25 protein-coding genes are annotated in these 26,591 nt (G+C 52.0%); 16 read left to right on the top strand and 9 right to left on the bottom strand.

Going from position 1 to position 26,591, the window contains the following annotated elements; all coding sequences use genetic code 11:
* The first annotated feature begins 8 nt into the window (after window positions 1-8).
* The 4 genes from CX651_RS08185 to CX651_RS08170 all read left to right on the top strand — a co-directional run bounded on the left by CX651_RS08185 (window position 9) and on the right by CX651_RS08170 (window position 4,545).
* A complete protein-coding gene (locus CX651_RS08185) occupies window positions 9-356 on the top strand; it encodes a hypothetical protein (protein WP_101055428.1) in 348 nt (115 codons plus the stop codon).
* A gap of 126 nt (window positions 357-482) precedes the next feature.
* Window positions 483-1,580 carry a CobW family GTP-binding protein gene (locus CX651_RS08180; protein ID WP_101055426.1) on the top strand — a complete coding sequence of 366 codons (1,098 nt, stop codon included), beginning with the start codon at window positions 483-485 and terminating at the stop codon, window positions 1,578-1,580.
* A gap of 176 nt (window positions 1,581-1,756) precedes the next feature.
* Window positions 1,757-3,118 (top strand): MATE family efflux transporter, encoded by a 1,362-nt coding sequence (locus CX651_RS08175; protein WP_101055424.1) that lies wholly within the window; start codon window positions 1,757-1,759, stop codon window positions 3,116-3,118.
* A gap of 137 nt (window positions 3,119-3,255) precedes the next feature.
* Window positions 3,256-4,545, top strand: coding sequence for an NAD(P)/FAD-dependent oxidoreductase (locus CX651_RS08170; protein WP_101055473.1), 1,290 nt, complete (start codon window positions 3,256-3,258; stop codon window positions 4,543-4,545).
* A gap of 62 nt (window positions 4,546-4,607) precedes the next feature.
* Here the strand turns inward: CX651_RS08170 and CX651_RS08165 are convergent, their stop codons facing one another.
* A complete protein-coding gene (locus CX651_RS08165) occupies window positions 4,608-5,624 on the bottom strand; it encodes a LacI family DNA-binding transcriptional regulator (protein WP_101055422.1) in 1,017 nt (338 codons plus the stop codon).
* A gap of 396 nt (window positions 5,625-6,020) precedes the next feature.
* Between CX651_RS08165 and CX651_RS08160 the strand changes: the two genes are divergently transcribed.
* Both CX651_RS08160 and CX651_RS08155 read left to right on the top strand, forming a co-directional pair.
* Window positions 6,021-8,654 carry a TonB-dependent receptor gene (locus CX651_RS08160; RefSeq protein ID WP_101055420.1) on the top strand — a complete coding sequence of 878 codons (2,634 nt, stop codon included), beginning with the start codon at window positions 6,021-6,023 and terminating at the stop codon, window positions 8,652-8,654.
* Window positions 8,655-9,059: 405 nt separating this feature from the next.
* On the top strand, window positions 9,060-9,599 hold the full coding sequence (locus CX651_RS08155; RefSeq protein ID WP_101055418.1) for an Mpo1 family 2-hydroxy fatty acid dioxygenase: 540 nt from the start codon (window positions 9,060-9,062) through the stop codon (window positions 9,597-9,599).
* 23 nt (window positions 9,600-9,622) lie between these two features.
* Here the strand turns inward: CX651_RS08155 and CX651_RS08150 are convergent, their stop codons facing one another.
* Together CX651_RS08150 and CX651_RS08145 are read right to left on the bottom strand one after the other, a co-directional pair.
* On the bottom strand, window positions 9,623-10,891 hold the full coding sequence (locus tag CX651_RS08150; RefSeq protein ID WP_039034758.1) for an HlyC/CorC family transporter: 1,269 nt from the start codon (window positions 10,889-10,891) through the stop codon (window positions 9,623-9,625).
* A 99-nt stretch (window positions 10,892-10,990) separates the two neighbouring features.
* Complete coding sequence (locus CX651_RS08145) at window positions 10,991-11,779, bottom strand: cytochrome C assembly family protein (RefSeq protein WP_101055416.1); 789 nt, start codon at window positions 11,777-11,779, stop codon at window positions 10,991-10,993.
* A 296-nt stretch (window positions 11,780-12,075) separates the two neighbouring features.
* On the opposite strand from CX651_RS08145, the gene ffh reads away from it, so the two are divergent.
* The 5 genes from ffh (at window position 12,076) to rplS (ending at window position 15,605) form a co-directional block, all read left to right on the top strand.
* Window positions 12,076-13,449, top strand: a complete 1,374-nt coding sequence (ffh, locus tag CX651_RS08140) for a signal recognition particle protein (protein WP_039034760.1) — start codon at window positions 12,076-12,078, stop codon at window positions 13,447-13,449.
* Between the two features lie 204 nt (window positions 13,450-13,653).
* On the top strand, window positions 13,654-13,905 hold the full coding sequence (gene rpsP / locus CX651_RS08135; protein WP_025010564.1) for a 30S ribosomal protein S16: 252 nt from the start codon (window positions 13,654-13,656) through the stop codon (window positions 13,903-13,905).
* 21 nt (window positions 13,906-13,926) lie between these two features.
* Window positions 13,927-14,457: a ribosome maturation factor RimM gene (gene rimM / locus CX651_RS08130; RefSeq protein WP_025010565.1), complete on the top strand. Its 531-nt coding sequence runs from the start codon at window positions 13,927-13,929 to the stop codon at window positions 14,455-14,457.
* A gap of 16 nt (window positions 14,458-14,473) precedes the next feature.
* Window positions 14,474-15,217, top strand: a complete 744-nt coding sequence (gene trmD, locus CX651_RS08125) for a tRNA (guanosine(37)-N1)-methyltransferase TrmD (protein WP_101055414.1) — start codon at window positions 14,474-14,476, stop codon at window positions 15,215-15,217.
* A gap of 34 nt (window positions 15,218-15,251) precedes the next feature.
* Window positions 15,252-15,605 (top strand): 50S ribosomal protein L19, encoded by a 354-nt coding sequence (gene rplS, locus CX651_RS08120; protein WP_025010567.1) that lies wholly within the window; start codon window positions 15,252-15,254, stop codon window positions 15,603-15,605.
* A gap of 1,091 nt (window positions 15,606-16,696) precedes the next feature.
* On the opposite strand, the gene CX651_RS08110 is transcribed toward rplS, so the two are convergent.
* Together CX651_RS08110 and CX651_RS08105 are read right to left on the bottom strand one after the other, a co-directional pair.
* Window positions 16,697-17,086, bottom strand: coding sequence for a DUF3301 domain-containing protein (locus CX651_RS08110; protein ID WP_101055410.1), 390 nt, complete (start codon window positions 17,084-17,086; stop codon window positions 16,697-16,699).
* Window positions 17,083-18,096, bottom strand: a complete 1,014-nt coding sequence (locus tag CX651_RS08105; RefSeq protein ID WP_101055408.1) for a DUF3549 family protein — start codon at window positions 18,094-18,096, stop codon at window positions 17,083-17,085. Before CX651_RS08105 ends, CX651_RS08110 begins: the two co-directional genes overlap by 4 nt.
* Window positions 18,097-18,200: 104 nt before the next feature.
* Here CX651_RS08105 and CX651_RS08100 point away from each other — a divergent pair, with 104 nt between their 5' ends.
* Window positions 18,201-18,524, top strand: a complete 324-nt coding sequence (locus CX651_RS08100) for a YqcC family protein (protein ID WP_101055406.1) — start codon at window positions 18,201-18,203, stop codon at window positions 18,522-18,524.
* Complete coding sequence (gene truC, locus CX651_RS08095) at window positions 18,496-19,338, top strand: tRNA pseudouridine(65) synthase TruC (RefSeq protein ID WP_101055404.1); 843 nt, start codon at window positions 18,496-18,498, stop codon at window positions 19,336-19,338. The genes CX651_RS08100 and truC overlap by 29 nt, the downstream gene beginning before the upstream one ends.
* A 52-nt stretch (window positions 19,339-19,390) precedes the next feature.
* Here truC and CX651_RS19835 read toward each other — a convergent pair whose 3' ends face one another.
* A complete protein-coding gene (locus tag CX651_RS19835) occupies window positions 19,391-19,567 on the bottom strand; it encodes a hypothetical protein (protein WP_099049524.1) in 177 nt (58 codons plus the stop codon).
* Window positions 19,568-19,694: 127 nt separating this feature from the next.
* On the opposite strand from CX651_RS19835, the gene CX651_RS08090 reads away from it, so the two are divergent.
* From CX651_RS08090 to purU, 3 genes are all read left to right on the top strand, one after another.
* Window positions 19,695-20,159: a flavodoxin gene (locus tag CX651_RS08090; RefSeq protein ID WP_101055471.1), complete on the top strand. Its 465-nt coding sequence runs from the start codon at window positions 19,695-19,697 to the stop codon at window positions 20,157-20,159.
* Window positions 20,111-21,592 (top strand): PTS transporter subunit EIIC, encoded by a 1,482-nt coding sequence (locus CX651_RS08085; protein WP_101055402.1) that lies wholly within the window; start codon window positions 20,111-20,113, stop codon window positions 21,590-21,592. Before CX651_RS08090 ends, CX651_RS08085 begins: the two co-directional genes overlap by 49 nt.
* Before the next feature lie 86 nt (window positions 21,593-21,678).
* Window positions 21,679-22,512 (top strand): formyltetrahydrofolate deformylase, encoded by an 834-nt coding sequence (purU, locus tag CX651_RS08080; RefSeq protein ID WP_101055400.1) that lies wholly within the window; start codon window positions 21,679-21,681, stop codon window positions 22,510-22,512.
* A gap of 25 nt (window positions 22,513-22,537) precedes the next feature.
* On the opposite strand, the gene CX651_RS08075 is transcribed toward purU, so the two are convergent.
* The 3 genes from CX651_RS08075 to glnD all read right to left on the bottom strand — a co-directional run bounded on the left by CX651_RS08075 (window position 22,538) and on the right by glnD (window position 26,581).
* A complete protein-coding gene (locus tag CX651_RS08075; protein WP_101055398.1) occupies window positions 22,538-22,903 on the bottom strand; it encodes a DUF3718 domain-containing protein in 366 nt (121 codons plus the stop codon).
* A gap of 256 nt (window positions 22,904-23,159) precedes the next feature.
* The gene (gene dapD, locus CX651_RS08070) at window positions 23,160-23,984 is read right to left on the bottom strand and encodes a 2,3,4,5-tetrahydropyridine-2,6-dicarboxylate N-succinyltransferase (protein ID WP_101055396.1); all 825 of its coding nucleotides are present in this window, start codon (window positions 23,982-23,984) and stop codon (window positions 23,160-23,162) included.
* Window positions 23,985-24,001: 17 nt separating this feature from the next.
* Entirely contained in the window at window positions 24,002-26,581 is a 2,580-nt protein-coding gene (glnD, locus tag CX651_RS08065; protein ID WP_101055394.1) for a bifunctional uridylyltransferase/uridylyl-removing protein GlnD, read from the bottom strand.
* Between the last annotated feature and the right edge of the window lie 10 nt (window positions 26,582-26,591).

The raw sequence follows: 26,591 nt of genomic DNA, 5'->3' as shown, positions 1-26,591 counted from the left end.
AGATGAGTATGTGGCGAAAATCAGTGATCTTGCTGTGGTTGAGTATGCTTGTGGCTTGCAGCTCCATTCCCAAAGACTGGTCCGGTATGAGTTCAACCGAGATAGCCTCCTGGAAAGAGGCAGGTTTTGATTCCCGAAGCGCCCAGCAGTGGCATGTTGCCGGATTTGACGCCTCAAGCGCAGGCGCCTGGCAGGATGCAGGCTTTAAACTCGATGATGCCAAGGCCTGGAGCAAGCAAAACTTCACCCCGGTTGAGGCCAAGAGTTGGCGCGCCGGTGGCTTTGACTTGGAGGATGCCATGAAAAACCGTGCCAAGGGGCTGACACCGATAGTGGATCACGAACTCAAGCCCTAACCGGTCAGGTTCACAGAAATAGGCGCTATCCGCGCCCATTTTGCATCTGTTTACAATTTCGAGCTAATTCTTTCCCTGCTTGGGTTACACTCTGCTGCCTCAATGCTGTAAGGAATGGAGTCACAGATGATCCTCAAACCCGTTGCCACCAATCTGATCACCGGCTTTCTCGGCTCAGGCAAAACCACCTTTATTAAAGCGCTGCTGGCCAATAAGCCTGCGGGCGAGACTTGGGCGGTATTGGTCAATGAGTTCGGTGAAATAGGAATAGATGCCGGTCTGATGGGCCAGAGTGACTCCGGCGTTGTCATACGAGAAGTGCCCGGCGGCTGTTTGTGCTGCGCCGCCGGGGTGCCGACTCAAGTGGCGGTGACTCAACTGCTGGCCCGGGCCAAACCCGACAGGTTGCTGATAGAGCCAACAGGCCTTGGCCATCCCAAAGAGATTTTGAAAACCCTAAGCTCGAAACAGTTTGCCGAAGTGCTCAGCCTCAAGGCCAGTATCTGTCTGTTTGACCCGCGCAAACTCAGTGACAAGCGCTACAGCGAACATGAGAACTTTCTCTCCCAGCTGCAGATAGCCGATATCCTGCTGGCCGGCAAGCAGGACCTCTGGCAACAGCAAGAGCCAATGATTCCGTCTGGGGATGAGTTGCAAAATGATCTGGGGGGAGATCTGCTAAGAGAACAAATAGCCGCCTTTATTGCCGCTCAGCAACTGCAAGGGGAGCTGTTCTACTGGTCCAAAGAGCAGAAGCTCAATGATGAATTGTTGCGGGCGCTGGCTCGGCCGGCAAAGGCCAATTTGAACGCTAAAGCCACTCCCTTAGGCGCCGGGCTGCTGCGGCAAAATGCCGGTGTGTTTGCCATCAAGCCAGTCGGCGTCGAGCCGCAGAGCCCGGAAACGCCTGAGTGGGACGTTCGCGGCATAGTGTTCAAGAGTAACAAAGGCGAGGGCTGTTACAGCTATGGCTGGATCTTTGCTCCGGATTGGCTGTTCGATCTCGAGCGCCTCTATCGCTGGGTCAAGGCACTCGATGTGGTGCGGCTAAAAGCTGTGATGATCACCAAAGACGGCATAGCGGCGCTCAATATGCTCGATGGTGAATTGAGCGTTGAAGAGCTTGATGATGCCATGGACTCCAGGCTGGAGATCATCAGTCGCGCCCCTTTGCAACCTGAATCTTTGGAGCAGCAACTGCTCGCCATCAAAGTCGCCGAATAACGCCCTATTCAAGGTAGTGGCATCCAGGCTGATAACTCGGGTACAATCCGCCATCCACTTTTTCCGAGGTGATTGATTTCGGAGTGCCAATTTGAATGGAGGCCGAGCTGGCGCCTTCTAATATGGCCTCTGATATAGAACTTATGGTTTAACACCTTTGATGTTGAGAAAGCGTCATGACCCCAAACAGCGTCCCCCAGACTGAGCAGGATCTCGCCTTACTGCAGCAACCTGTCAGTAAACTCTTTTGGCGTTACACAGTCCCCACTGTGATGTCCATGTTGGTGACCGGAATTTACGTCACCATAGACGGGATGTTTATCGGCCACTACCTGGGGGAAACGGGTCTGGCGGGTATTATGCTGGCTTACCCTGTGGGCGCCATTCTCTATGCGCTCGGTGCGCTTTTGGGCATGGGCGGCGCCGCGCTTATCTCCATCAATCTTGGCCGCGGTGATGTCGCCAGGGCCAGAAAAATTCTCGGCAATACCTTCAGTCTTTGCCTGTTGAGTGCGCTGGTGGTGTCGCTTGCCGGTACCATGTTGACCGACGATATTCTGCGCTGGCTGAAAGCCGAAGGTGAGGTCTATGAAGGCGCCTACCAATACCTGTTCTGGTACTTTGCCTTGGGCATTTTCCCCATCCTCTCCATGGCCTTCTCGGCGCTTTTGCGTAATGACGGTCGCCCCAGTTTCGTCACCTGGATCCTGGTATTTGGGGGCGTGCTCAATACCCTGCTGGATTGGCTGTTTATTGTGGTCTTTCCTTTTGGACTGACCGGTGCCGCCATTGCTACCATGTTGTCCCAGGCGGTCACCGGCGGCCTGTGTCTGCAACATTTCTTTGGCAAGCGCACCCGGCTTAATATCGACTGGCAGCAGATGAAACTGAGCCTGGAGCTGGTTTGGGAAATCGTCAAGCTGGGGATGCCCAGTTTCCTGATGAATCTCTACCTGTCGATTGTATTGACCATGCATAACATGGCGCTGCTCTGGACCGGCACTTCGCTGCATGTGGCCGCCTATGGCGTGGTGAGCTATACCGAAGCCCTGTTTTACTTTGTGTTTGAAGGCATAGCCCTCGGCACACAACCGATTCTCAGCTTCAATGCCGGTGCCGGTCGATATGACAGGGTCAAGCAGACCGCCAAAATGGCGTTTTCCGTCACCTTAATCTGCGCCTTGCTGGGATTAGTGCTTATCTACAGCCGCCCGGAATGGATAGTGTATCTGTTTGCCGGTGACAACCCGACCCTGGCCCCGGTTGCCATTGAGGGCATGTATCTCTATTTCTGGGGCTTGCCGATGGAAGGCTTGATTTTGGTGGGAGCCAGTTTCTTCCAGGCCATCAATCGTCCGGCAGAGGCCTCGATACTCACGGGCAGTAAGTTGCTGCTGATAGGCCTGTTCCTCTGGGGGTTTGCCTGGGCCTTTGGCGTGCCGGGCGTGTGGATCTCCTTGGCGTCCTGCAGCAGCCTATTGTGCCTGTGGATGTTCTACAACTTAAAACGCACCAAGGTGGCATTACACCAGCCTTGAGCGACAGGAAATGATGGCAAATATTTACCTGCATCAGTGATATATAAAGAAATATTAATTTAGAACTCGGGTTATTTTTGAGCGGGATCATGTTATAAAAGACTATCTTGCATTAGTTCATACTCTTGGGGGAATTTGTGACCAGTAAGCGGATTTTGATTGTGGGCGGCGGCGCCGGAGGATTGGCGCTGGCATCCAAGCTGGGACGCAAATTGGGCCTGAAGAAAGAGGCTGAAATAACCCTGATAGATAAGAGTCCGGTACATATCTGGAAGCCCAAACTGCACGAAGTGGCCGTTGGGGTGATAGATCAATCGGTAGAAGGCTTGCTGTATCGCGACCATGGCCTGAAAAATGGCTATCGCTTTCTACGCGGTGAAATGCTGCAATGCGATCCCGAGGCCAAGACCATCACCTTGGCCGGAGTCAGTAATGATGACGGCGAGCAGATTATCGCCGAGCGTGAGTTACCCTATGATTATCTGGTAGTTGCCATCGGCGGAGTGGCCAACAGCTTCAACACCCCGGGTGCCAAAGAGCACTGTATCTTCCTCGACAGCCTCGATAGCGCCAATCAATTTCACCACAAGTTACTGGACAACCTGTTGCTGCTGGATGAAACCAGCGAAAAACTCAGTATCGGCATAGTGGGCGCCGGCGCGACCGGAGTTGAGCTGGCCGCCGAGTTGCATCATGTGCTGGACTCGGTCAAAGAATACGGTTACCTCAATGTCGATAAGCATCATCTGGAAATTCACCTGATTGAGGCGGCGCCCAAGATATTGCCGGCGTTGCCGGACAAGGTGAGCTCCAGGGCCCAGTCTGTACTGGATCATATCGGAGTTCGCTTGCATATCGGGGTGCAGGTCAAAGAGGTGACCAAGCAGGGATTTGTGACTCAGGAAGATGTGCTGATCCCCGCCGGACTCAAAGTATGGGCGGCCGGCGTCAAGGGGCCGGATGTACTGCAACAGTTTGATAAGTTGCCGGTCAATAACCGTAACCTTATCGAGGTCGATGCCTGTATGCGGGTTAAGGGTCACAAGGATATCTACGCCTTGGGCGACTGCGCCTTTTTGGTGCAGGACAACGGTAAGCCTGTGCCTCCCCGGGCCCAAGCCGCATCGCAGATGGCGGAAACTCTGTATAAAAATATTCTCAACCGTTTGAAGGGCAAGGCAGAAAATCCTTTTGTTTATCGCGACTATGGTTCATTGGTGTCACTGAGCCGTTTCTCGGCGGTGGGCAATCTGATGGGCAACCTGAGATCCGGCTCCCTGTTTATTGAGGGTTACGTGGCGCGGATGATGTACATGTCTCTGTATCAACGCCATCTGGCGAGTTTGTATGGTTGGTTTTCGGCGTTGGTGTATCGTCTGGCGCAGCGGCTGCTGAAGTGGCACAGGCCCAAACTCAAGTTGCACTGATAAAGTGTTTTGAATCTTATCGCAAAGGCGCTCAGTAGAGCGCCTTTTTAGTGGCTGGAATTTCAGCTTGCTTGCACCCTGGCGCTCGAGTCTCTGATAACCGGCTCTGGGGTAAAGATTTCGCTGCGAACGCTCTGCTCACGGCGATTGGCGATCAACAGCTCGGTAGCTATCTGGGCAATCTTGCCGTTGGGCTGATGCACTGTGGTCAACTTGGGCCAGGTTTGGCGTGAGAAGGGACTGTCCTCAAAGCCGACAATCGAGAGCTCGGTGGGAATATCCATCCCTTCCAACCTGGCGGCAAACAGGGCTCCGGCGGCGATTTCGTCGTTACAGGCCACTATGGCGCTGGGCCGATTCGCCCCTTTGAGCAGCTTCTTGGCACCCTCAACTCCGGATTCAAATGAGTATTCTCCCTCGACAATCAGATCGGAAGACTCGTCCAGGCCGTTATCTCTCAAGGCCTGACGATAACCTTCCAGGCGCTCCTTGGTGGATTGGTGCTGATAGTCGCCGCTGAGAAAAGCGATTTGCCTATGCCCGAGATCAATAAGATGTTGGGTGATGGCCACGGCGCCGGATCTGTCGTTAACCAATACCGCCAGCCCGCTATCGGCCTTTACTCTGTCACCTGCCATGATGCGAACATAGTTGGCGCCTATGGCATCCAGGGCTGAGAGTACCTTGGGATCTTCCGATAGCGGCGGCGTCAGTACCAGCCCGGCCAGGCGAGCATGTTTCACCATGGTGGTCAGTTGTTCACAAATACCCTCGGCCTTGGCATCACAGGGATGGATCAACAGCTCATAGCCCTTGTCCCGACAGGCGGAGAGAATACCGTTTTGCATATCGATAATGTAATAGGCATTGGGGTTGTCATAGACGAAGCCTATGACATAGGAACTGGTGGCAGCCAAGTTGCGGGCTGCTAAATTAGGTTGGTAATTCAACTCTTTGATTGCAGCATTGACCTTGTCGATAGTGGCCTGTTTAACCGAAGGCTCATTATTGGTGACCCGGGATACTGTCTTGATGGAAACGCCGGCATATTTAGCCACGTCATTGATGGTTACTTTCATTCAACTTAGTCCGAGATATCAGGCGAATACTCACAGCCAGCAGGGGCCGGAAGCGGCATGGCCGCTGTCGAGCATCTTATACTGCTGACTTTTAACCAGTTTGGCAACGCAGAATTTAGCCATGATTTAGTCTAGGACTAAATTTGTTTCCCGCTACTGTTGCCATGCTTGGTTGTATAAAACTCTGCTTGAATAGTTTTTAACCAGTTTAAAAATCTGTTTTACCCCATTAATACAGTAATATGACAGTTTTTGTTTGCTTGGCAGTTATTTTGTTGTGGTAAGGCTGTTAATTATTGTGTAATGTTTGTTCCTGGACATGACAGCGTTGTCATTCTCTTGGAGAGAATGGTTATGGCGACAAAAAAGATAATAAAGTGATGGAAGGGAAACGAGATGAAAACATCTACCTTTAAGAAAACTGCCCTCGCTGCAAATATCGCTATCCTGCTTGGGGGAGCGGTATCTGTTGGCGCGCTGGCTGCCGAGGCAGCAGATAACAACAGCAACGAAACTGCCAATATAGAAAAAATAGAAGTTCGCGGCATGCGTGCCTCGATGAAGGCTTCGGTCAATACCAAGCGTTTTTCTGATGCCGTGGTCGATGCGGTAACTTCAGAAGATATAGGTAAATTCCCCGACAGTGATGTGGGTGAGTCTCTGGGACGTATTCCCGGGGTCGCCGTTAACCGCCAGTTCGGTCAGGGGCAACAGGTTTCTATCCGCGGTGCCTCGGCGCAGCTGACCAGTACCCAGCTTAATGGCCATTCGGTAGCTTCTACCGGTTGGTTCGATCAGCAGGCCATCGACCGCAGTTTCAACTACACCTTGCTGCCGCCAGAGATGGTGGGCTCGATTGAAGTCTACAAATCTTCCCAGGCCGATATTGCCGAAGGTGGCATAGGCGGTACTGTCATCATCAACACCCGCAAACCGCTGGATTTGGATGCCAACTCGGTTTTCCTGAGCGCCAAAGGGGACTATGGCAGCGTCTCGGAAGAGATAGATCCTGAAGCCTCCGGCCTCTACAGCTGGAAAAATGAAGATGAAAACTTCGGTGTGTTGCTGGCCGGTTCCTGGAGCCAAACAGACTATCAGCGCAATGGCATCGAAACCCTGCTTGGCTGGGGGGAGATAGTGCCAACCACTTTCCAACAGGATCGTGAGCGCACCGCAATCAACCTGGTGTTGCAGTATCGTCCTACCGACAGATTGGAACTGGGGCTCAACTACATGAATCTGGAGCTGGACGCCAACAACGCCAACACCTCCATCTTCCTGTTCCCCACACAGCGAGGCGACTACACCTGTGAACAGGTTAATGCCGCTGGTGTCTGTACCAAGATAAACCACAGCGATCAAGGCGGTTTTGCCTGGGCACAAACCTGGGCCCGTAAGGCGAGCATGAGCTCGGATACAGTGGATTTCAACTTCAACTATGAAGCGGATAACTTCACTGTTGAAGGCCGTATAGGTCGCACCGAAGCCGAGGGTGGTACCGACTTGACTGCCAACTATGGCAACTCAATTGGTGTCCCGGCTGACTTTGCCGGTATCTATGACGCCACCGGCGATAAGATCAATATCGACATCGCCAACAAGTATTTTGAGGCCGGCGACTTTAACGACCCATTGGCCACTGCAGGCTGGGCGCTGAAGAAGCAGCCCAACACGGATGAAGAAACCTTCGCTCAGTTGGACTTCAACTTCCCGGTAGCCTGGGGCGCTATCAGTGCCATCAAGACAGGTGTGAGCTATGCCGATCATGAAGTCACCCAGATGACAGATAAGGCGATAGTCAATGATGCCAAGGTTCTGACCAAAGATGCTTCTGCCTACTACAATGGCACCATGTCATCCGGCGCCGGTTTCACTCTGCCTGAACCGATATTTGATGCCATGATTGCCGATGCCTATGCCGCCATCGATGGCTTTACTATCGACAAATCCGGTTATGGCACCATCCAGGAGGAGAACCTGGCCCTGTACGCCATGGCTACTTTTGCCGGGGAAGGATTTCGCGGTAACTTCGGTTTCCGTTATATCTCGACCGACATCGAGTCTGACTATTACGCGCTTAATAAACAGGGGCAGTTTGCCGATGATCTGAGCACGGACAAGTCCAGCTATAACGACGTACTGCCGAGCGTTAACATCGCCTTCGACTTGAGCGAGGATGTGATACTGCGCGCCTCAGCTGCTCAGGTGATCTCTCGTCCCAACTACGCCGAGCTGTTTGCCACCTCGACCCTGCCGGGTTACAACGATGGCACACCTTACAATGAAAAGCTGGTGCGTGGCAGTGTGGCGTTGGATCCATTCAAGGCGACTCAGGCCGACCTGAGTCTGGAGTGGTACTTCAGTGATTCTGGCCTGTTTGCCGCTACTTACTTTATCAAGGATGTCAGCTCCTTTGTCACCACTAAACAGAAGCTGAATCAGCAGATAGGGATTGAAGATCCCAACCTGGTAACCGAAGGTAAAAGTTCTTGTGGCGTAGGTATTTATGACTGCTGGACAGTGAGTGAGAAGTACAATGCCGACGGCGGCAGCATAGATGGTATCGAGCTGCAGCTGCAGGACTCCTTCGACAATGGTTTGGGTTACTCAGTGAACTATACTTTTGCCGATGCATCCTCTCCGGCAGAAAACTATCCGGATCGTGTGGGCGTGTTCTCTGATTCATCCAAGCATACCGTCAACCTGGTAGGTTACTATGAGATGGACGACTTTAGCGCTCGTCTGGCCTATAACTGGCGCTCTGAGTATATGATGCGCGAGCTGCCTGGCTTTTACGGTAACCGTCAGCACGAGTCTTACGGGACCTTGGACCTCAGTGCCAGCTACTCGGTAACCGACTATTTGGATATCACCTTTGAAGCGGTCAACATCACCGAAGAAGACAGCATACAGACGGGTGTTTCCCCAATTAGTGCAGAGGATGTGATCAAGGAATTCAAGGCTGATTACCCAGTGTGGAGCTTTGAAGGCGAAGCCAGATATAAAGTGGGCGTAGCCCTGCGCTTCTAAGCACAAGCCTTTATTTTCAATACCAAAGCCGACCCCAGGGTCGGCTTTTTATTCTGGGTTATTGTTCGAGGTGTTCACAGTGTCATTTACGTCGTCAGGATGAGCTATCTCTGAGGGTAGAGGAATGACTGATTTGGCTAATGATATTGACGATGCATTAGCTTCTGGAGGTAAACCGAACAAAGTTACTTGGATAGCTTTGTGCAAGTTGTTCAATGATGGGGAGTTATTGTCACCTAGGAGGTGTTGCGTTAATCTCAAACCATTAATTGGCCTAAATTGTCTTTGATAATTGGTGGCTGAAGCATAAGTAAGCGTTTGCTATGAGCGCTGTGACTCATTACCCAGGCACTCGAGGTCCCTGCTCAGCGGGAGGAGAATAATAACAAAACCAAGGAGAGTATTATGAAGTCGGCTGTTGAGCAGTTGTCCACCTATAAGAGTGTGCATCTGAACCCCACCAATATCAAAAGCCATTTTATTGGTATCCCATTGATAATCTGGTCAGTATTTTTAATGCTGTCGCTATGGCGTCTGCCTTTTGTTGAAGGTACGTTCAGCATAGCCATGCTGCTGGCTGTCGGGGTCATGGTCTATTACATTAAGCTGCATTGGCGTTTGGCGCTGGGACTGGCGCTGTTTATCCTGCCAGTGATTCTGACAACTGAATGGCTCTATAACCTGGGCTATGCCAGTATCTGGTTGGGAATAACCGTTTTTGTTATAGGTTGGATATTCCAGTTTATCGGTCACAAGTATGAAAAGGCCAAACCGGCCTTTATCGATGATCTCAACCAACTGCTTATTGGCCCGTTTTTCCTGATGGCCGAAGTATTTTTTATGCTGGGACTGGAAGAGGAGTTGGATAACACTATTACCGCGATTGCTCGAGATAAACGCCGGGCATTGGAAGCCGCCAAAAGGGCAGCCAAAACTGCCCAATGACTTAGTTCAAAGCAAGTTGAGTGTCAGGATGGGCGATAAAATTGTGGCATGATCCGTACTGTTTTGATCATGTTGTCGGCCACTTCTACCACTTCCATCGGGTAACCTGCGAGCCGCAGGCTGGTGTTGGCCTGGGGGATCTCCTCCAGATATTCCAGGATCAAACCATTGAGGGTCTTGGGGCCGTCGGTGGGAAAGTCCCACTCCATCTCTTTGTTGAGGTCGCGGATATTGATGGTGGCATCGATCAGGAAGCTGCCATCCTGCTGCGGGGTAATATCTTCGCTGGGAGTGGTGATCATGGAAGTGGTAAAGTCGCCGACGATTTCTTCAAGAATATCCTCCAGCGTCACCAAACCTTGAATATCACCGTATTCATCCACCACCAGGCCGATGCGTTCCTTATTGTGCTGGAAGTTGGCCAATTGCACGTTGAGCGGCGTGCCTTCGGGAATAAAGTACAGCTCTTTTACAGCCCTCAGCAGGGAAGATTTACTGAACTGTTCCTTGGATTGCAGTCTTAACGCATCACGCAGATGCACAAAACCCACGGCATCATCTATGTTGTCACGATACAAGAGTACCCGGGTATGCGGGCTCTGAATAACCTGTTTGTTAATGCTCTTGAAGTCATCATTGACATTAATGGCGTAGAGTTCGGAGCGGGGCACCATGATGTCTTCCACAGTGACCTTTTCCAGATCCAGAATTGACAACAACATCTCCTGGTGGCGCCTTGGGATAAGGGCTCCTGCTTCATGAACAACAGTGCGGAGTTCCTCCTGGCTCAGGGCATCATCGGCACGTATGGTGCGGATCCCCATTAGTCTGAGTATGAAAGACGTGATGATGTTGACGCTTTTGACCAGAGGCAAAAACAGCCATAACAACCACTTGAGTATCAGGCTTGATGGGAAGGCGATGCGTTCTGGATGCAGTGCAGCCACAGTCTTGGGCGTCACTTCGGCAAACACTAATACCACGAGTGTCAGTACCCCGGTGGCGATGGCTAATCCCAAGTCGCCCCAGAGTCGGATACCCAGAATCGTGGCGATTGAGGAGGCGAGAATATTAACCAGGTTATTGCCTATGAGGATCAGGCCTATGAGTTTGTCGGGACGGTCGAGTAGTTTGATGGCGCGTTTGGCACCTTTGTGGCCATTATTGGCCAGATGACGCAACCGGTAGCGGTTTAGGGTCATCATGGCGGTTTCCGAACCGGAAAAATACGCCGAAATCAGGATTAACAGCAGGAGAATTATCAGGAGTATGCCGGTCGATATATCGTCCAAAAAGGGGCCCCGTCAGGAATAGCGAAAGTTAGTAAATACTGGCAATTGGATGGAGTGTCAAGTCAGGCAAAGGTCTAGCCTTGCCCGACTTAATTCAGATTAACTCAGGATAAGTTCTTTGACGATGCGGGCGCCAAAGTAAGCCAGGGAGAGCAGGCTGGCACCGGTCAGACTGTAGATTACTGCCGTGCGGATACGACAACCCAGAGTATATTGCTGCCACAGCATAGCGATATAGACGAACCAAGCCAGAATGGAAAGTACCGCCTTGTGGCCCTTGCCATCGGCAAACATGTCATCAAGGAAAATAAAGCCGGTGGCCAGTGACAGACTCAGCAGAATCACCCCTATGATGATCAGATGATACAGCTGCTTTTCGACCGTCATCAGTGGCGGAAGCGCGGGGTTCAAAATCAGTTGCTTTTTCTTTAACTTATTTTGGATTACCGCCAGTTGTATGGCGTAAAGCGCTGCTATCATCAAGGCACTGTAGGCCATTAGCGACAACACCACATGGACCAATACTTCTGGGTGCAGTTCAAAATGAGTGATGTACTTAGGTGGCAGTAGCCATAGCAGGGATACGGATATCACAGAGCAGGCGTACACCACAGGTACCAGCACTATGACCTTGATACGGGAAAGTACCAAGGTAAAGGCCAGGGCGATAATCCAGTTCACCATAGATATTACATTGGTCAGACTGAAATTCTGGCCATCGACAGTAAAGATCGCCTGGTACAAGGCTGCAGCGTGCAGAATCACACCCAAAGCGGCAAAACCGGCAACGGCGCGGCGATTGGGCCCCTCGGCGTGAAACAAGCGGCTTGTCACTAATATCAGCGCTATGCTGTAGAAAAACATCGCGGCAGCAGAGAGAATGACCATCTGGGATTAACCTATCCTTATGTGTAATTGGCCTCTGTGGGCAGCTTTAGAAAACTTGCTGGTATTAGAATAACATGAGCCACTGGTAATTGGGCAGTGACCTAGACGACAAAATTACTCAGTGCCCGGTAGATTAGTGCGTAATAAAGGGTAATTGGTTCCCGTCAAAAACATTCATTTGTACCTTGATAAGCGTCTATTTAACCTCATGTTGAGAACAGGGCTGCATTAATACCCCGGCTATAGTTATAATATGCCCCATCATTTTACATTCATAAACGGTATAGAACTGGACGATGTTTGAGAATCTCACCGACAGATTGTCCCGCACCCTGAAAAATATCAGTGGTCGGGGTCGCTTGACTGAAGAGAACGTGAAGGACACCCTGCGCGAAGTTCGTATGGCACTGCTAGAGGCCGATGTGGCTCTGCCTGTGGTGCGGGAATTTGTCAGCAGCGTCAAAGAGCGTGCCGTTGGCCAGGAAGTGGCCAAGAGCCTGACCCCTGGGCAGGTATTTGTCAAAATCGTTCAGAGTGAACTGGAAAAAGCCATGGGGGAAGCCAACGAGGCTCTCAACCTGGCTGCTCAGCCACCAGCTGTATTGATGATGGCAGGACTGCAGGGTGCGGGTAAAACTACCAGTGTTGCCAAGCTGGGTAAGTTCCTGCGTACCAGACAGAAGAAGTCTGTACTTGTGGTCAGTGCCGACGTATACCGTCCGGCGGCGATTAAGCAGCTGGAAACCCTGGCCAATGAAGTCGAAGTCGAATTTTTCCCATCGGACGTCAGCCAAAAGCCGGTGGATATCGCCAATGCCGCCATCGCTTACGCCAAGCGTAAGTTTATCGATGTAGTGATTCTGGATACCGCCGGTCGTCTGCATGTGGACGAGGCGATGATGGATGAAATCAAGGCACTGCACGCCGCGGTCAAGCCGGTTGAAACTCTATTTGTGGTTGACGCCATGACAGGTCAGGATGCGGCCAATACCGCTAAGGCCTTTAATGAAGCGCTGCCGCTGACCGGGGTGATCCTCACCAAGGTGGATGGTGATGCCAGAGGCGGTGCAGCCCTGTCCATTCGCCATATCACAGGTAAACCGATTAAGTTCCTGGGGGTGGGTGAAAAAACAGATGCGCTCGAGCCTTTCCACCCAGACAGGGTAGCTTCCCGTATTCTGGGGATGGGCGACGTATTGTCGCTCATCGAAGAAGTTGAACGCGGTGTTGATAAGGAAAAAGCCCTTAAGCTGGCCTCTAAAGTGAAGTCCGGCGGCAGCTTTGACCTTGAAGACTTCCGTGAGCAGCTGCAGCAGATGAAGAATATGGGCGGCATGATGGGGATGCTGGAAAAACTACCCGGTGTTGGTCAACTGCCTCCCGATGCTTTGGCTCAGGTGCAAAACGGTAAGCTCACAGGCCAAATGGAGGCTATTATTAACTCCATGACGCCAAATGAACGTAAGCGTCCGGATATGATCAAGGGCTCACGAAAACGCCGCATCGCTGCCGGTTCCGGTACTCAAATTCAAGATGTAAACCGTTTGCTGAAGCAGTTTACCCAGATGCAGAAAATGATGAAGAAAATGTCCGCCAAAGGCGGCATGCATAAGATGATGCGCGGCCTGGGCGGCATGTTGCCCCCGGGAATGAAGTTCCCCGGTCGCTGATACAAAATGACCTTACTTGATGTTCTTAGCTATTGTCCCGCTTGGGATAAGCTGTGAATGGGCGTTGTAAAATTAGCCGGGATCGGTTGCAATCGCCCGAAAGTCAGGTAAAATCTTCCGGCTTTCTATCTGGGACTCTTCGCGAACACGGGGTTCCAGTTTTTATTTTTGCTGAAAAGCAAATCATTAGAGGATAAAGAACGCATGGTTACCATTCGTTTAGCTCGTGGTGGCGCGAAAAAGCGTCCATTTTACAACATCGTTGTTGCTGATAGCCGCAATGCCCGTGACGGTCGTTTCATTGAGCGTGTAGGTTTCTTCAACCCTCTGGCCAAAGGCCAGGAAGAAACTCTGCGCCTGGATCTGGACCGTGTTGAGCACTGGGTTTCAAACGGTGCTGCAACTACAGAACGCGTAGCAAAACTGATCAAAGACGCTCGTAAAGCAGCTGCTTAATAGCGTTTAAGGTATAGATTGATGAGCAGTAACCCACAGCCAATCGTGTTGGGCAAACTTGGTTCCAGCTATGGCATTAAAGGTTGGCTGAAAATCACCGCCTATACCGATTCTGTTGAAGGTATTTTTGACTATTCACCTTGGCTCATTAAAGAGCAGGGCGAATGGCGTGAAGTGAAGGTCACCCAGTGGCGCTATCAGGGCAAGGCGGTTGTTGCCGCACTTGAAGGGGTAGAGACGCGGGAGCGGGCGCAGATGCTCACTAACTGTGAGATCGGCATCTTGCCTGAGCAGATGAAAGACCTGCCGGAAGATGAATTCTACTGGCGCGATCTTATCGGCTGCGAAGTGATCAACACCAAGGGCTACAACATGGGTAAGGTCGATCAGATCGTGGAAACAGGATCCAACGACGTCTTGCTGGTGAAAGCCAACGCCAAAGATAGCTTTGGCAAAGCGGAACGTATGATCCCCTTTGTCACCGAACAGTTCATCAAAGAGGTGAACGTTTCGGCAAAACAGATTTTAGTGGATTGGGATCCGGACTTCTGAGTCGAGGAAACAGCTTATGTGGTTAGGGGTAATCACCCTGTTCCCGGAGATGTTTCGAGCAGTAACAGACTTTGGCGTGACGGGTCGGGCCGTGAAGAATGGCCTGCTGGAAGTACAGACGTGGAATCCCAGGGATTTCACCCATGATAGACACAACACTGTGGACGACAGACCTTATGGTGGTGGTCCAGGAATGTTGATGATGGTTCAGCCCCTTCGCGATGCCATTCATGCAGCCAAGGCTGCGGCAGGTGAGGGAGCCAAGGTGATATATCTGTCACCTCAGGGACGCAAGCTGACTCAGCAAGGCGTATCTGAGCTGGCACTATCATCCAAGCTGATCCTGGTGTGCGGTCGCTACGAAGGTATCGATGAGCGCATCATTCAGACGGAAGTGGATGAGGAGTGGTCGATTGGTGATTACGTGCTCTCGGGCGGTGAATTGCCGGCAATGACCCTGATAGATTCGGTTTCGAGACTGGTTCCCGGCGTGCTGGGCAAACAGGCCTCGGCAGAGCAGGATTCCTTCTCTGACGGATTATTGGATTGTCCTCACTATACCCGGCCTGAATGTCTCGATGGACTGGATGTTCCGGCGGTGTTGCTCAGCGGCAACCACGAACAAATTAGACGCTGGCGTCTACAGCAGAGTTTGATAAGAACACTGCAGCGACGACCAGAATTATTTGAAAATCTAGCTCTGACTGACGAACAGACGACTCTATTAGCGCAGTTCGTTGACGCAATGGACTCAGCCTAGTCGCAGCTCAGTTAATTCTAGAACGGAGTAAGTTATGAACAACATCATTAAAATGCTCAACGATGAGCAAATGAAAAAAGACGTACCTGAGTTCGGTGCCGGTGATACCGTAGTCGTTCAGGTTCGTGTTAAAGAAGGTGACAAAGAGCGTCTGCAGGCCTTTGAAGGCGTGGTTATCGCTAAGCGTAACCGCGGTCTGCACTCTGCATTTACCGTACGTAAGATCTCTAATGGTGAAGGTGTTGAGCGTGCTTTCCAAACGCACAGCCCACTGATTTCCAGCATTGAAGTTAAGCGTCGTGGTCGCGTTCGTCGTGCCAAGCTTTACTATCTGCGTGAGCGTTCAGGTAAGTCTGCACGTATCCGTGAGAAGCTGGCTACTAAGTAAGCCGCTACATAAAGACGCAAGTGTTCGCACAGAGACCCGCCTATATGGCGGGTTTTTGTTTTCAGCCCTAAACCTCCTTCATAGCCGAAGGCGTACATTCAGCTATGCCTGATGAATGTTTTTATTAGAAACTTCCCCTACCGCAACCAAAGCGCTCTGCTTGGGAATGTAAATTCTAAATATGGCATATGGGGCGGTAAGTTCCTGACAAGCGGCTTTTATAGAAAAGCGTTAACGTATTTTAGGGCGACACCTTTATCCCTTATTGAGATTATTGATGTTTGAGTAATTCTGTTGCAGATTTATAGGCGATATGTTTTTTGTTACACATCGTTTTCCATTAAAGCCGGGTCTTGTGTGCGAGATGTCTCACAAGGTTGTGAGACAAACAAGAGTTAAACAGCAGGTTTTGTCGCTGGAAAATAATTAAACCATTTAAAATTAATTACTTATTAAACCCACTTTAATTGCTGCAAAAAAGTTACATGAGTTATTGAACGGTTTGTGTACAACTCCTGAGCCCGGATTGGATTAGTATTTAAATTATCCAAGGAGAAGGATGATTCAGGGAGCAAGGTCAGGATGATCTCAACCGTGAGGAACTCGGTCCAAGGATGATTCAAGGAAGATGCCTATCAGGATGATGGCAAATAGGGAAAGGTACTGACCCAAGGAATGTGGTCAGCGTCAGGAAGACGAAACAGGATGTATTGAACGGATGCGCAAGGACGGTACTGGACACGCTTAAGGATAGAGCAAGGCCCGATCAAGGGATAATCGGGACTAAGGGAACAGGTACGCAAGTACAGGGACTCACCAGGATGGTACAGGGAGCGCAGGACGCACGGCAGACGCATGGATGGTGCAGGGAAGCAACTTAATAGCTGGAAGGCTTAACAGAGAAACAGATGGGCGCGGCTTAATTGTCGCGCCCTTTCTTATTTTGAGGCTTTGACCTCGGGAGTATCTGCACATCAGGCTTTGATGGCTTAATATTTCAAAAGACAGCTTAATAGATAAACTCAGTCGTTCAATACTCTGAATTTTAATGGCAGAACAAGCCTCACTTGCTTTCAGCGGTAGGGCGGACCTCAACGGCACTTACCCGAACTACACCCCCCTCGTGAGCCACAGCCGCCACCGACGCTGCCCCTGGCCGTTGGCGCTTCATGCCACTCGGGTTCGGGAAATATTGGCCATTCAATTTTCTGGATCTGTTTGCCATGCATCAGAATATGGCCGCGATACTGGTTGATGCCATCGGTACTGAACTCAAACATAAAGCGTGCCTTCCAGCACAGACCATTCTTGCCACCTATGCTGGGACGCGCCGACTCCATGGCAATGGCCAGCATCTGCACCTTTTGTCGTTGGCATTCCCGCTCGGCAAATACCCGGCTGAGTTCGGCCATTTGTCGCAGCTGCCAGAAAAACGCAGCAATCATAACCAGCGCTGCGATCAGTAGAAAATCTGTCATCATTCTGTGGTCGCCCTGAACAGACCGCCAATGGCGCCGGATAGGCGGTCACTGCGGTGAGGATTGCGAAGTTCGCTCAATACCTGGGTACGTATCCCGGGTATGGCCACAATATCAGCAAAGATTTGATTAAAGAAGCTTTGCTCCTGCAAAGCCAAAGCCTCGAGATAAATTTTGCGGCATTCATCCTGTTTCAGACTAAGCCAGCAGCGGGCGGCGATGGCGACCAGGGCATCAATATTTAGCGTTTGTTGCTTGTCCAGCTCAGTTATCGCCTGTTGGCAGAGTCCCGGGTGAGACGCCAAGGCGCGAAGGAAGTAAACCTTATGCTCAGGGGCAGCTTCTTTGAATGCCTGGAAGATCGTTTCGGCAAGCGGCTCAGGCAGCAATATATGTTCCAATTGTTGGCAAAGGGCAATCTGCACCTCGGTGGCGCCTTTGTTCAATCCTTGCTGCAACAGGGCTGAGTGGTCCAGTTCATTGACCCGGGCACAGATATCCGCCAGCCCTTGCAGTCCCAGATGTTGCCAGTTATCGGCAGCCACCTTGCCGCTCAGGTATTGGCAGGCATATTCATACTGTACCGAAGCGGCTTGTCCCAATTGTTTACGCACCAAGGCGTTGAACAGGGCCAATTTTTCCTGCGATGGCTTGAAACTGAAGGGGTGATTGGCCATCTGTTGCTGCTGGGCTTCACTCAGTTCACGGGTCAGGTTTTCCCCCATGGCTTCAAGCAGCATCTGAATAAACTGGCTACGCGCAGCGGGGACCAGGAGTCCGCGCTCATCCAAGGGTAATTTCAAGAACCAGATATACTGCTGATTACTGCCATCCCAGAACACCAGGGCAAACTGGGCGTGCCCTTGAATGGGAAAGGGGTAGGGGCTTTGAAGGGCTTCTATTTGATGAAAAGCCATGGGATCTATGTGCTGCACCCTGCGGCCGAGATCATAGACCTGATATTGGGTGTTGGCGGCGCTGAGAAGTTCGCTGAGGGTAGTGATACTGTCCATGCTCGTTTGACTCTTGTACAACAAATGCGGTGCATTATAGGGATAAGCTTGGCCCGATGGTATGATTGACGCCAATTTATTGTTTTGGATCTGCGAGGTAACAGATGCCTTTTCTGGCGACTGAAAAACTCCTGTTGGCCTTAGAGGTCGAATTGAAAGCGCTGGGAATGTGGAGCACAACTGCTCCAGACGAGGCAGCCTTGACCAGCCAGGTGCCCTTTGCCTGCGATAGCATGGCGTTTGAAGCTTGGCTGCAGTTTATTCTGTTGCCGAAAATGCGCCTACTGATAGAAGCACAAATGCCGTTGCCATCGTCCATAGCAACTGCGCCTATGGCCGAGCACGTTTGGGGTGAAGCGCCCACCTACCGTAATTTGATCACTTTGTTGAGAGCCTTGGATGAACTCCTTACCAAACAAGCAAGATGAGACTCAGCTTCAAGCCGAGCTTTCGGAGCAACCTTTGACTCCTGTGGATGAAGAATGCCCCGAGATCCGTATCCTCTATGAAGATGAACACCTGGTTGCCATTCATAAACCGGCCGGATTGCTGGTGCACAGAACCTATCTGGCGCGAAAAGAGCGTTTTTTTGCCATGCAGCTGACCCGGGATCTGGTGGGTTGCCACGTGTTTCCTGTGCACAGGTTGGATAGGCCGACCTCGGGCGTCCTGTTGTTTGCCAAGAGCAGTGAAGTTGCTGCTATTTTGTGTCAGCAGTTTGCTGGGCGCGAGACGCGTAAGGAATACCTGGCCCTGGTGCGCGGCAATATGCACCAAGCCGGTACGCTCGACTATCCACTCAAAGAAGAGCTCGATGCCGTGGCCGATAAACATGCCGATCACAACAAGGAAGCCCAGGATGCCATTACTCAATATGCGCCGCTACTCAATGCTGAGATCCCTTTCCCATCAGGGCGGTATCCCAGCAGTCGTTTCGCCTTGATGCGCCTTTCGCCGTTAACCGGACGAAAGCATCAACTCAGAAGGCATATGGCACATCTGCGTCACCCCATTATCGGCGACACCACCCACGGCGATGGCAAGCAAAACCGTTTCTTTCGTGAACACTTTGGTCTCAACCGTTTATGGTTGCTGGCTCAGAGCTTGAGCTTCACTCACCCAAAGACAGGCGAACCCGTCACCATAGTGACAGAGCCGGAGGCCGAATGGCAGCAAGTGTTCGATGGCCTGGGCTGGGATGAGTCCCAGCTTGAGTCAGACAGCGGTTTACTGCTGGCTTAGGGAAGGTGCGAATAAGTCCTCGTGGCACACATGGGACTTGTTCGCACCTTCCTTAGGTTTCGTCTTTATTGGTGCGCTGGTGCATCATGTCAAGCAAGGGACGGTAGGCGTCGAGTGGATAGTGGGCATGGTGTTGGTCTTGTTGAGCGGCTCTAAAGTAACACATACGGCGCACATGAGTTGCCCTTTGATGTTGCTTCTGAAGTTTCTGTCTGCTGCTCTGTCGCATCGCTGCGTTTCCTTATCGCCAATGGCGTGTCGGCTTGGTGTCTGTTGATGCTTATGCTTGCAGCATAAGCAGACGATACAGTATGGTGGAGAACAATGAATATTGGCTCCGAGGTGCAGAGTATAACATGAAAAAAGTGAACCTGGTGTTTGGAACTGTCTATGGTAATGCCCAGTTTGTTGCCGAGACGCTCCAGAAGCAGTTCCAGACTCATGGTGTGGATGCCAAACTTTGGCAAAGTCATGAGCTTAAAGGATATGTACCGACTGCCGATGAGTATTTGTTGCTGATATCTTCCACTACCGGGCAAGGGGATCTTCCGGATGATATTTTGCCTTGGTTTTTGGAACTGAAAGATACGGCCCCCTACTTACCAGAGCTTAGATACGGGGTTATTGCCCTGGGAGACTCGAGCTATGAGACCTTCTGTGGTGCCGGTAAACAATTGGATGAACTGTTTGCGGAGCTTGGTGCCAAACGTATCGGTGAGCGTTTGGAGATTGATGCCTGCGAAACCATGGAACCCGAGGTCGAGGCTCAAGAATGGCTCAACAACTGGCTACCCCTGCTGAAAACAGAAGCGGGCGCCTGAAAGGCTTTTCACAACATTGGTTTAAGTTTGCTCAGCGCCTGAGTCAGGCGCTGCTTGTCCCCATAGCTATCTTGCCCGCTGCCGGGGTGATGAAAGGCCTGGCCAGTACGCCGACAGGTATTTTGTCTCCTTCGCTCAATGAGCTGTTTGCCACCACAGGCAATCTCATCTTCACTATGATGCCGCTGCTGTTTGCCATCGCCATTGCCATAGGTTTTTGCCGCGATCAGGGGATTGCCGCCTTCAGCGCAGCGTTCGGTTTTGGGGTATTCAATTCCACTTTATCGCTGCTTTCCTCGCAAAACCCCGTGCATACCTCGGTTTGGCTCGGAGTGGAGACCATAGATACAGGTATAGCCGGTGGTATGTTGCTCGGGGTAATGACCTGCCTGGTGATGGCCATGAGTCGTCACTTGCGTTTGCCGGCTATCTTTTCCTTTTTTGAGGGCCGCCGCAGTGCGCCATTGCTGATGCTGCCGTTGGCTATGTTACTGGCTTATTTGTTGGCGCTTATCTGGCCACCTTTGGCTCACTATATTGAGGTGTTCTCCAACTGGGCTGTGTATCAAAAGCCGCAGCTGGCCTTTGCCATCTATGGCACAGTGGAACGCCTTTTGTTGCCACTTGGGCTGCACCATATCTGGAATGCGCCTTTCTACCTGGAACTTGGGCAGTATTATCAGGATGGTCAATGGCTCAGAGGCGAAGTGGCGCGCTACCTTGCCGGCGATCCCCAGGCCGGCAATCTGGCCGGGGGCTATCTCATCAAAATGTGGGGTCTGCCGGCGGCGGCCCTGGCGATTTGGCGCTGTGCCGACAAGAGTGAACGCAATCGGGTGGCAGGCATCATGCTGTCGGCGGCGGCCACCAGTTGGCTCACCGGGGTGACAGAGCCGATTGAGTTTGCCTTCCTGTTTGTGGCGCCTTTGCTGTATCTGGTGCACGCACTGCTGACTGGGCTGGCTTATGCAGTCTGTATCTGGCTCGATATTCACTATGGGCTGGTGTTTTCCAACGGTTTGCTGGATTTTGCCCTTCTGTGGCATCAATCTGCCAACGCCGGTTGGTTTCTGATCCTGGGTCCCTTGACAGCTGTCATCTATTACCTGATTTTCCGTGCTTCCATTATGGCATTCAATCTCAAGACGCCGGGGCGGCTGGAGCCGGAAAATGCCTCGGGCGGCAATCTGCTGGCCATGATAGGTGCCCTTGGCGGCGCCGCCAATATCCGCAACCTCAGTGCCTGTATGACCCGTTTGCGCCTGAGCGTCGAACGTCCTGAGCTAGTGGATAAATCCCGCCTATTGGGATTGGGTGCCAAGGGCGTGATAGTGGTGGGGCAGGGTGTTCAGGTGGTGTTTGGCACCAAGGCCGAGACCTTGAGAGGGCTTTTGCAAAGGTATCTGGATAGTCGTCAGGCCAGCCGGGGATAACGAGCTGCTTTCAATGAATAAATTTTAAGCGCACCAGCGGCGAGACTGTGGCATATTCAAACTTTGATACTGCGACAGGAACCGATATGCCACGCAAAATACTGATGATTGATTGTGCCGATGAATATGGGCTTATCGCCAGAGTGACTGGAGTGTGCTTTCAGCACAGACTGAACATCATCAAGAACAACGAGTTTGTCGATAATCAACAGGGGCGCTTTTTCATGCGAACCGAACTTGAAGGCGAATTCGATGAAACTAAGCTGCTAAAGGAGTTGGCCGAGGTACTGCCCAAGCAAAACCATATGAAACTGGTGGATGCCGGACGCAAGCGCATAGTGGTGCTGGCGACCAAGGAGGCCCATTGCCTCGGTGATCTCTTGATGAAAACCTACTATGGTGCCCTCGATGTGGAAATCGCCGCCATAGTGGCCAACTACGACACACTGGCACCGCTGGCGGCTAAGTTTGAGGTGCCTTTTCATCACGTCAGCCATCAGGGGCTGGATCGCAGCGCCCACGAGCGTGCCATGTTGGAAATTATTGCCGGCTACCAGCCTGAGTACCTGGTACTGGCCAAATATATGCGAGTACTCACCCCAGAGTTTGTCGAGCAGTATCCCAATAAGATAATCAATATTCATCACTCCTTTCTGCCGGCCTTTATCGGCGCCAATCCCTATCGTCAGGCGTGGGAGCGCGGGGTGAAAATTATTGGTGCCACGGCACACTTTGTGAATAACTGTTTGGATGAGGGACCTATCATCAAGCAGGATGTGATCCCTGTGGATCACAGTTACAGCGCGGCAGATATGGCCAAAGCCGGCCGAGATGTGGAAAAAAGTGTTCTTAGCCGGGCTCTGGCGCTGGTACTCAACGAACAGGTCGTGGTGTACGGCAACAAGACCTTGGTATTTTAACCCGAGTATTTGGGGCTCAGTAGATTCAGCGGAAACTCACGTAGAGTTTTTCCTCCTCTGGGATCATAGCCATATCGGAAATGGTCACTTTGCCGGGCAGGAAGCGGCCAATCTTTTTGGCGGTGCGATCGGCGCCATGACTCATGGCAAATTGATGCAGTGACTCACCATTGCATACCAGTCGAGGGAACACTCGCTGTTCATTGATCCGGTACTCACGCAGGGTGGTGGAAAATTCTATCATGCTGTTGCTGGCACTGGACTTACAGACCTGGATCAACGCCTGCTCAATATAAGGATCCATTGCAGCCTGGGCACTGAGAGAGCCAAAGCTCAGGCCGGCCACAGCCAGTAATACGGCGCCGGTGCGGGTACGTTGGCAAATGTTCATGGCTTGCTCCTTTTCGGGATGCTTCAAGTACCACTTAAGTACAGTCGCAGCAGCGGCATTTTCCAGTGATTGAATAGAGGCTTTCTGTCAGCAGTTGTTGCTGTTTGGGCAGGGCGTGTCCCAAGGTGTGGAAGTTTGTCTCTTGGTAAGTAAATGTGTCTGCCTGTGCCCTTATGGGCAGAGCAGACAGACACATAGATGGGATACTGACCTAATAAAGCGTTTATTGCTCGAGGTTAGCTCCCGAGGGCAAGGGTCAGTCGACCATCCGCAGCAGTTCGTTGATACCCACTTTACCACGGGTCTTTTCGTCTACTTTCTTGACTATGATGGCGGCGTAAAGGTTGTACTTGCCGCAACTGGATGGCAGGGTGCCTGACACCACCACAGAACCTGCTGGAACCCGGCCATAGTGAATTTCACCGGTTTCGCGGTCATAGATGCGAGTGCTCTGGCCGATATAGACCCCCATGGAGATCACTGAGCCTGCCTCGACTACTACGCCTTCAACTATTTCAGAGCGGGCACCGATAAAGCAGTTGTCTTCAATAATGGTCGGGCCGGCCTGCAGTGGCTCAAGTACGCCACCGATGCCGACACCGCCGGAGAGGTGCACGTTCTTGCCAATTTGTGCGCAGGAGCCAACCGTGGCCCAGGTGTCGACCATGGTGCCTTCATCTACATAGGCGCCCAGGTTAACGTAAGAGGGCATAAGCACAGTGTTTTTACCGATGAAAGAGCCTTTACGTACTGCAGCAGGTGGCACGACACGTATGGCTTCGGCGCGAAAACGCGCTTCATCATAGGCGGCAAACTTTTGTGGTACTTTGTCGAAATACTTGGTTTCGGCCCCGTCGATTACGCCATTGTCGAAGATGCGGAAAGACAGCAAAACGGCTTTCTTGAGCCATTGGTGCACATGCCATTGGCCGTCCAGTTTCTCGGCCACTCGGGCCTCGCCTCTGTCCAGCATGTCAATCACTCGTTCCACGTCGGCACGCAGCTCGGCGTCAACTGTGGTTGGGCTTATCTGTGCGCGAGCTTCAAAAGCCGCCTCAATACGTTGGCGTAAAGCCTCCATTGGTTTCTCCCGTTTACTTAGGTTGTTGGGGTCCCGAATTGGGACAGGGCACTGATCAGTGACTCTTTCAGCCTGTGTTGCTGGGCTTCATCCAGTGCCAGTCCCTGATTGGTTTGTAGAATAAAAAAGTCCTCGGCGCGCTCGCCTATCGTGGTGATCTTGGCCGCCAGAAGGGTGACATCACAGCGATAGAAGGTTTCACCTATCTTGGCCAGCAGACCCGGGCTATCCAAGGCTATCAGTTCCATCATACTTGTACCATGGCGGCGGGTCGGCAGAAAACTGACCTGAGTCGGAACTTTAAAAGGTTTCATCTTGCGCGACAACTTGCGAAAGCGCGGGAGCTTGGGTTGTTCGCCACTGAGCGCCTTGCCAAGGGCCTTGCGTATGCTTTGTATCCGCGATAGCTGACTGACAGCTTTGCCGTCCTGCTCGAGGATCACAAAGGTATCCAGAGCGTAATTGTCCTTGGATGTCATAATGTTGGCATCATGAACATTGATATTCTTGTTGTCCAGCACCGCCATCACAGTGGCAAACAGCTTGGGTTTGTCCTGGCAGTAGACAAACAGCTCGGTGCCGCCACGGGTGGTGTGTTTGGATACCATCACCAGAGGTTCATCCTGCTTGTGCTTGAGAATGGCTTCGGCGTGCCAGGCGATTTGATTGGGTTGATGACGCAAAAAGTAATCGGCCTTGAATCTCTGCCATAACAGATCCAGCGCTTTTTCCTTGAAGCCGCGCCGCAGCAACTCTTTCTTGGCCTTGGCTTGATGCTCCCGCACCCGAGCACGAATATCCACAGGTTTTTCTTTGCCGCGGGCAAGCACCCTCTGAGTGGCAAAATAGAGATCCCTCAGCAGAGAGCCCTTCCAGTTGTTCCAGGTTTTTTCATTGGTGGCACAGATATCGGCTACCGTCAGGCAGTAGAGGTAACTCAGGTGCACCGCATCGCGAACTTTATCGGCAAAGTCGGCGACCACTTCCGGATCGGAAATATCCCGCCGCTGGGCGACAATCGACATCAACAGATGATTCTCCACCAACCAGCTGACTAAGCGGCCGTCGTGGTCGTTGAGGCCGTGCAGTTTGCAAAATTCCAGCGCATCGACGGCTCCGAGCTTACTGTGATCGCCGCCGCGCCCCTTGGCGATGTCGTGGAAAATGGCCGCCAATACCAGAAGCCCCTTTTTTGGCAACTGATTGATCAGTACCGAGCCGAGTGGGAATTCCTCTTTCTGTTCTGCCTGGGCAAATTTGTCGATATTGAGCAGCAGCCTGTGGGTGTGTTCATCCACAGTGTAGGCGTGGAAGAGGTCGAACTGCATCTGGCCCTCAATGGCGCGCCAGGCAGGTAAATAAGCCGACATCACCCCGTGTTTGTGCATCAGCGACAGAGCGGCAATACCGCGAGGATGGCGGAGAATTTCCATAAATACCCTGCGGCAGCCCTCCCGGGCCATCAGAGGTTGTGGCTGGGCCCGTCTGGCTCTTCTCAGTGCCCTCAGGGTTGGGGCGTAAATCCCCTGAATGTTGGAATTGCGGGCCACATGCAAAAACAGCCTGACGATTTCTTCCGGATCGTCAAACAGCGCCAAGTCCAGCGCCTCGATAAAGCGGCCGCGACGCTGATAGTGTTCATCTATAGGCTGGATTTCCAGCGCTTGGGTATGTCCCAAGGTGGCGCGTTTGAACAGTTGCAGCAGCATCTCGTTGAGCTCCATCACCCGCCGCACTGTGCGGTAATAGTGCTTCATCATCTGCTCGACAGCCAGTTGGGTAGCGTCTTCGTAACCCATGAGGCCGGCTACTTGGCGTTGCAAGTCAAACAGTAAACGGTTTTCGTCGCGGCCCGATGCCAGGTGCAGGGCAAACCTCAGCTCCCAGAGGAAGTGCTGACACTCCAGCAGCTCTTCGAGTTCGGCCTGCTCCAGAAAACCGTGCCCGACCAACTCTTCGAGTTTGGCGGCATCGAAGTGGCGCATGGCGACCCAGGCTATGGTTTGAATATCCCTGAGGCCACCGGGGCAGGTCTTGATATTGGGCTCGAGGTCGAAGGCGTTGGCCCTGGCGTGGCGGGCGCGCTGTTCATCGCGCTTGGCGCTGAAAAACTCGTTCGATGGCCAGAATTGGTGCTCGCGAATCGCGTCATAGAGAGTATCAAACAGGATTTCCGGGCCGGTAAGCAACCTGGCTTCCAATAGGTTGGTGGCTATTGTGATGTCCTGGCGACCCTGCTGCAGGGTTTCTTTCAGGGTTCTGACACTATGGCCTATTTCAAGACCAGCGTCCCAGAGAAAGGCGATATAGGCGCTGAGCCTGCTCTCGGCTGCCGGGTCCAGGTTGTCATCCACCAGAAACAGCAGATCTATGTCTGAATAGGGGTGCAGCTCGCCGCGGCCATAGCCGCCAACGGCGATAAGGGCGATGGGATAAGCATCCAACCCTTCGACCTGCCATTGTTCAATCAGCTGCTTATCGACAAAGCGACAGCGGCTGGTAACCAGTTCGACTATCTTTTCTCGCGAGGTAAACCTGTCAAACAGGGCCTGATTTTGCTCACAAAGTGCCGTTTTGGCTGCCAGCGCTGTGCTCATTCTATTCCTT

It is taken from the genome of Shewanella chilikensis, from assembly GCF_002836945.1.
GTDB lineage: Bacteria > Pseudomonadota > Gammaproteobacteria > Enterobacterales > Shewanellaceae > Shewanella > Shewanella chilikensis.
Note: the sequence above shows the minus strand (reverse complement) of the source record. Positions and strands in the feature narration are given on the sequence as shown.

Bases quoted from the DNA above. Each gene is read 5' to 3' on its own strand.
- CX651_RS08185 (WP_101055428.1), top strand. From the start codon at position 9: ATGTGGCGAAAATCAGTGATCTTGCTGTGGTTGAGTATGCTTGTGGCT.
- CX651_RS08180 (WP_101055426.1), top strand. From the start codon at position 483: ATGATCCTCAAACCCGTTGCCACCAATCTGATCACCGGCTTTCTCGGC.
- CX651_RS08175 (WP_101055424.1), top strand. From the start codon at position 1,757: ATGACCCCAAACAGCGTCCCCCAGACTGAGCAGGATCTCGCCTTACTG.
- CX651_RS08165 (WP_101055422.1), bottom strand. From the start codon at position 5,624: ATGAAAGTAACCATCAATGACGTGGCTAAATATGCCGGCGTTTCCATC.
- CX651_RS08160 (WP_101055420.1), top strand. From the start codon at position 6,021: ATGAAAACATCTACCTTTAAGAAAACTGCCCTCGCTGCAAATATCGCT.
- CX651_RS08155 (WP_101055418.1), top strand. From the start codon at position 9,060: ATGAAGTCGGCTGTTGAGCAGTTGTCCACCTATAAGAGTGTGCATCTG.
- CX651_RS08145 (WP_101055416.1), bottom strand. From the start codon at position 11,779: ATGGTCATTCTCTCTGCTGCCGCGATGTTTTTCTACAGCATAGCGCTG.
- ffh (WP_039034760.1), top strand. From the start codon at position 12,076: ATGTTTGAGAATCTCACCGACAGATTGTCCCGCACCCTGAAAAATATC.
- rpsP (WP_025010564.1), top strand. From the start codon at position 13,654: ATGGTTACCATTCGTTTAGCTCGTGGTGGCGCGAAAAAGCGTCCATTT.
- rimM (WP_025010565.1), top strand. From the start codon at position 13,927: ATGAGCAGTAACCCACAGCCAATCGTGTTGGGCAAACTTGGTTCCAGC.
- trmD (WP_101055414.1), top strand. From the start codon at position 14,474: ATGTGGTTAGGGGTAATCACCCTGTTCCCGGAGATGTTTCGAGCAGTA.
- rplS (WP_025010567.1), top strand. From the start codon at position 15,252: ATGAACAACATCATTAAAATGCTCAACGATGAGCAAATGAAAAAAGAC.
- CX651_RS08110 (WP_101055410.1), bottom strand. From the start codon at position 17,086: ATGATGACAGATTTTCTACTGATCGCAGCGCTGGTTATGATTGCTGCG.
- CX651_RS08105 (WP_101055408.1), bottom strand. From the start codon at position 18,096: ATGGACAGTATCACTACCCTCAGCGAACTTCTCAGCGCCGCCAACACC.
- CX651_RS08100 (WP_101055406.1), top strand. From the start codon at position 18,201: ATGCCTTTTCTGGCGACTGAAAAACTCCTGTTGGCCTTAGAGGTCGAA.
- truC (WP_101055404.1), top strand. From the start codon at position 18,496: ATGAACTCCTTACCAAACAAGCAAGATGAGACTCAGCTTCAAGCCGAG.
- CX651_RS19835 (WP_099049524.1), bottom strand. From the start codon at position 19,567: ATGCGACAGAGCAGCAGACAGAAACTTCAGAAGCAACATCAAAGGGCA.
- CX651_RS08090 (WP_101055471.1), top strand. From the start codon at position 19,695: ATGAAAAAAGTGAACCTGGTGTTTGGAACTGTCTATGGTAATGCCCAG.
- CX651_RS08085 (WP_101055402.1), top strand. From the start codon at position 20,111: ATGGCTCAACAACTGGCTACCCCTGCTGAAAACAGAAGCGGGCGCCTG.
- purU (WP_101055400.1), top strand. From the start codon at position 21,679: ATGCCACGCAAAATACTGATGATTGATTGTGCCGATGAATATGGGCTT.
- CX651_RS08075 (WP_101055398.1), bottom strand. From the start codon at position 22,903: ATGAACATTTGCCAACGTACCCGCACCGGCGCCGTATTACTGGCTGTG.
- dapD (WP_101055396.1), bottom strand. From the start codon at position 23,984: ATGGAGGCTTTACGCCAACGTATTGAGGCGGCTTTTGAAGCTCGCGCA.
- glnD (WP_101055394.1), bottom strand. From the start codon at position 26,581: ATGAGCACAGCGCTGGCAGCCAAAACGGCACTTTGTGAGCAAAATCAG.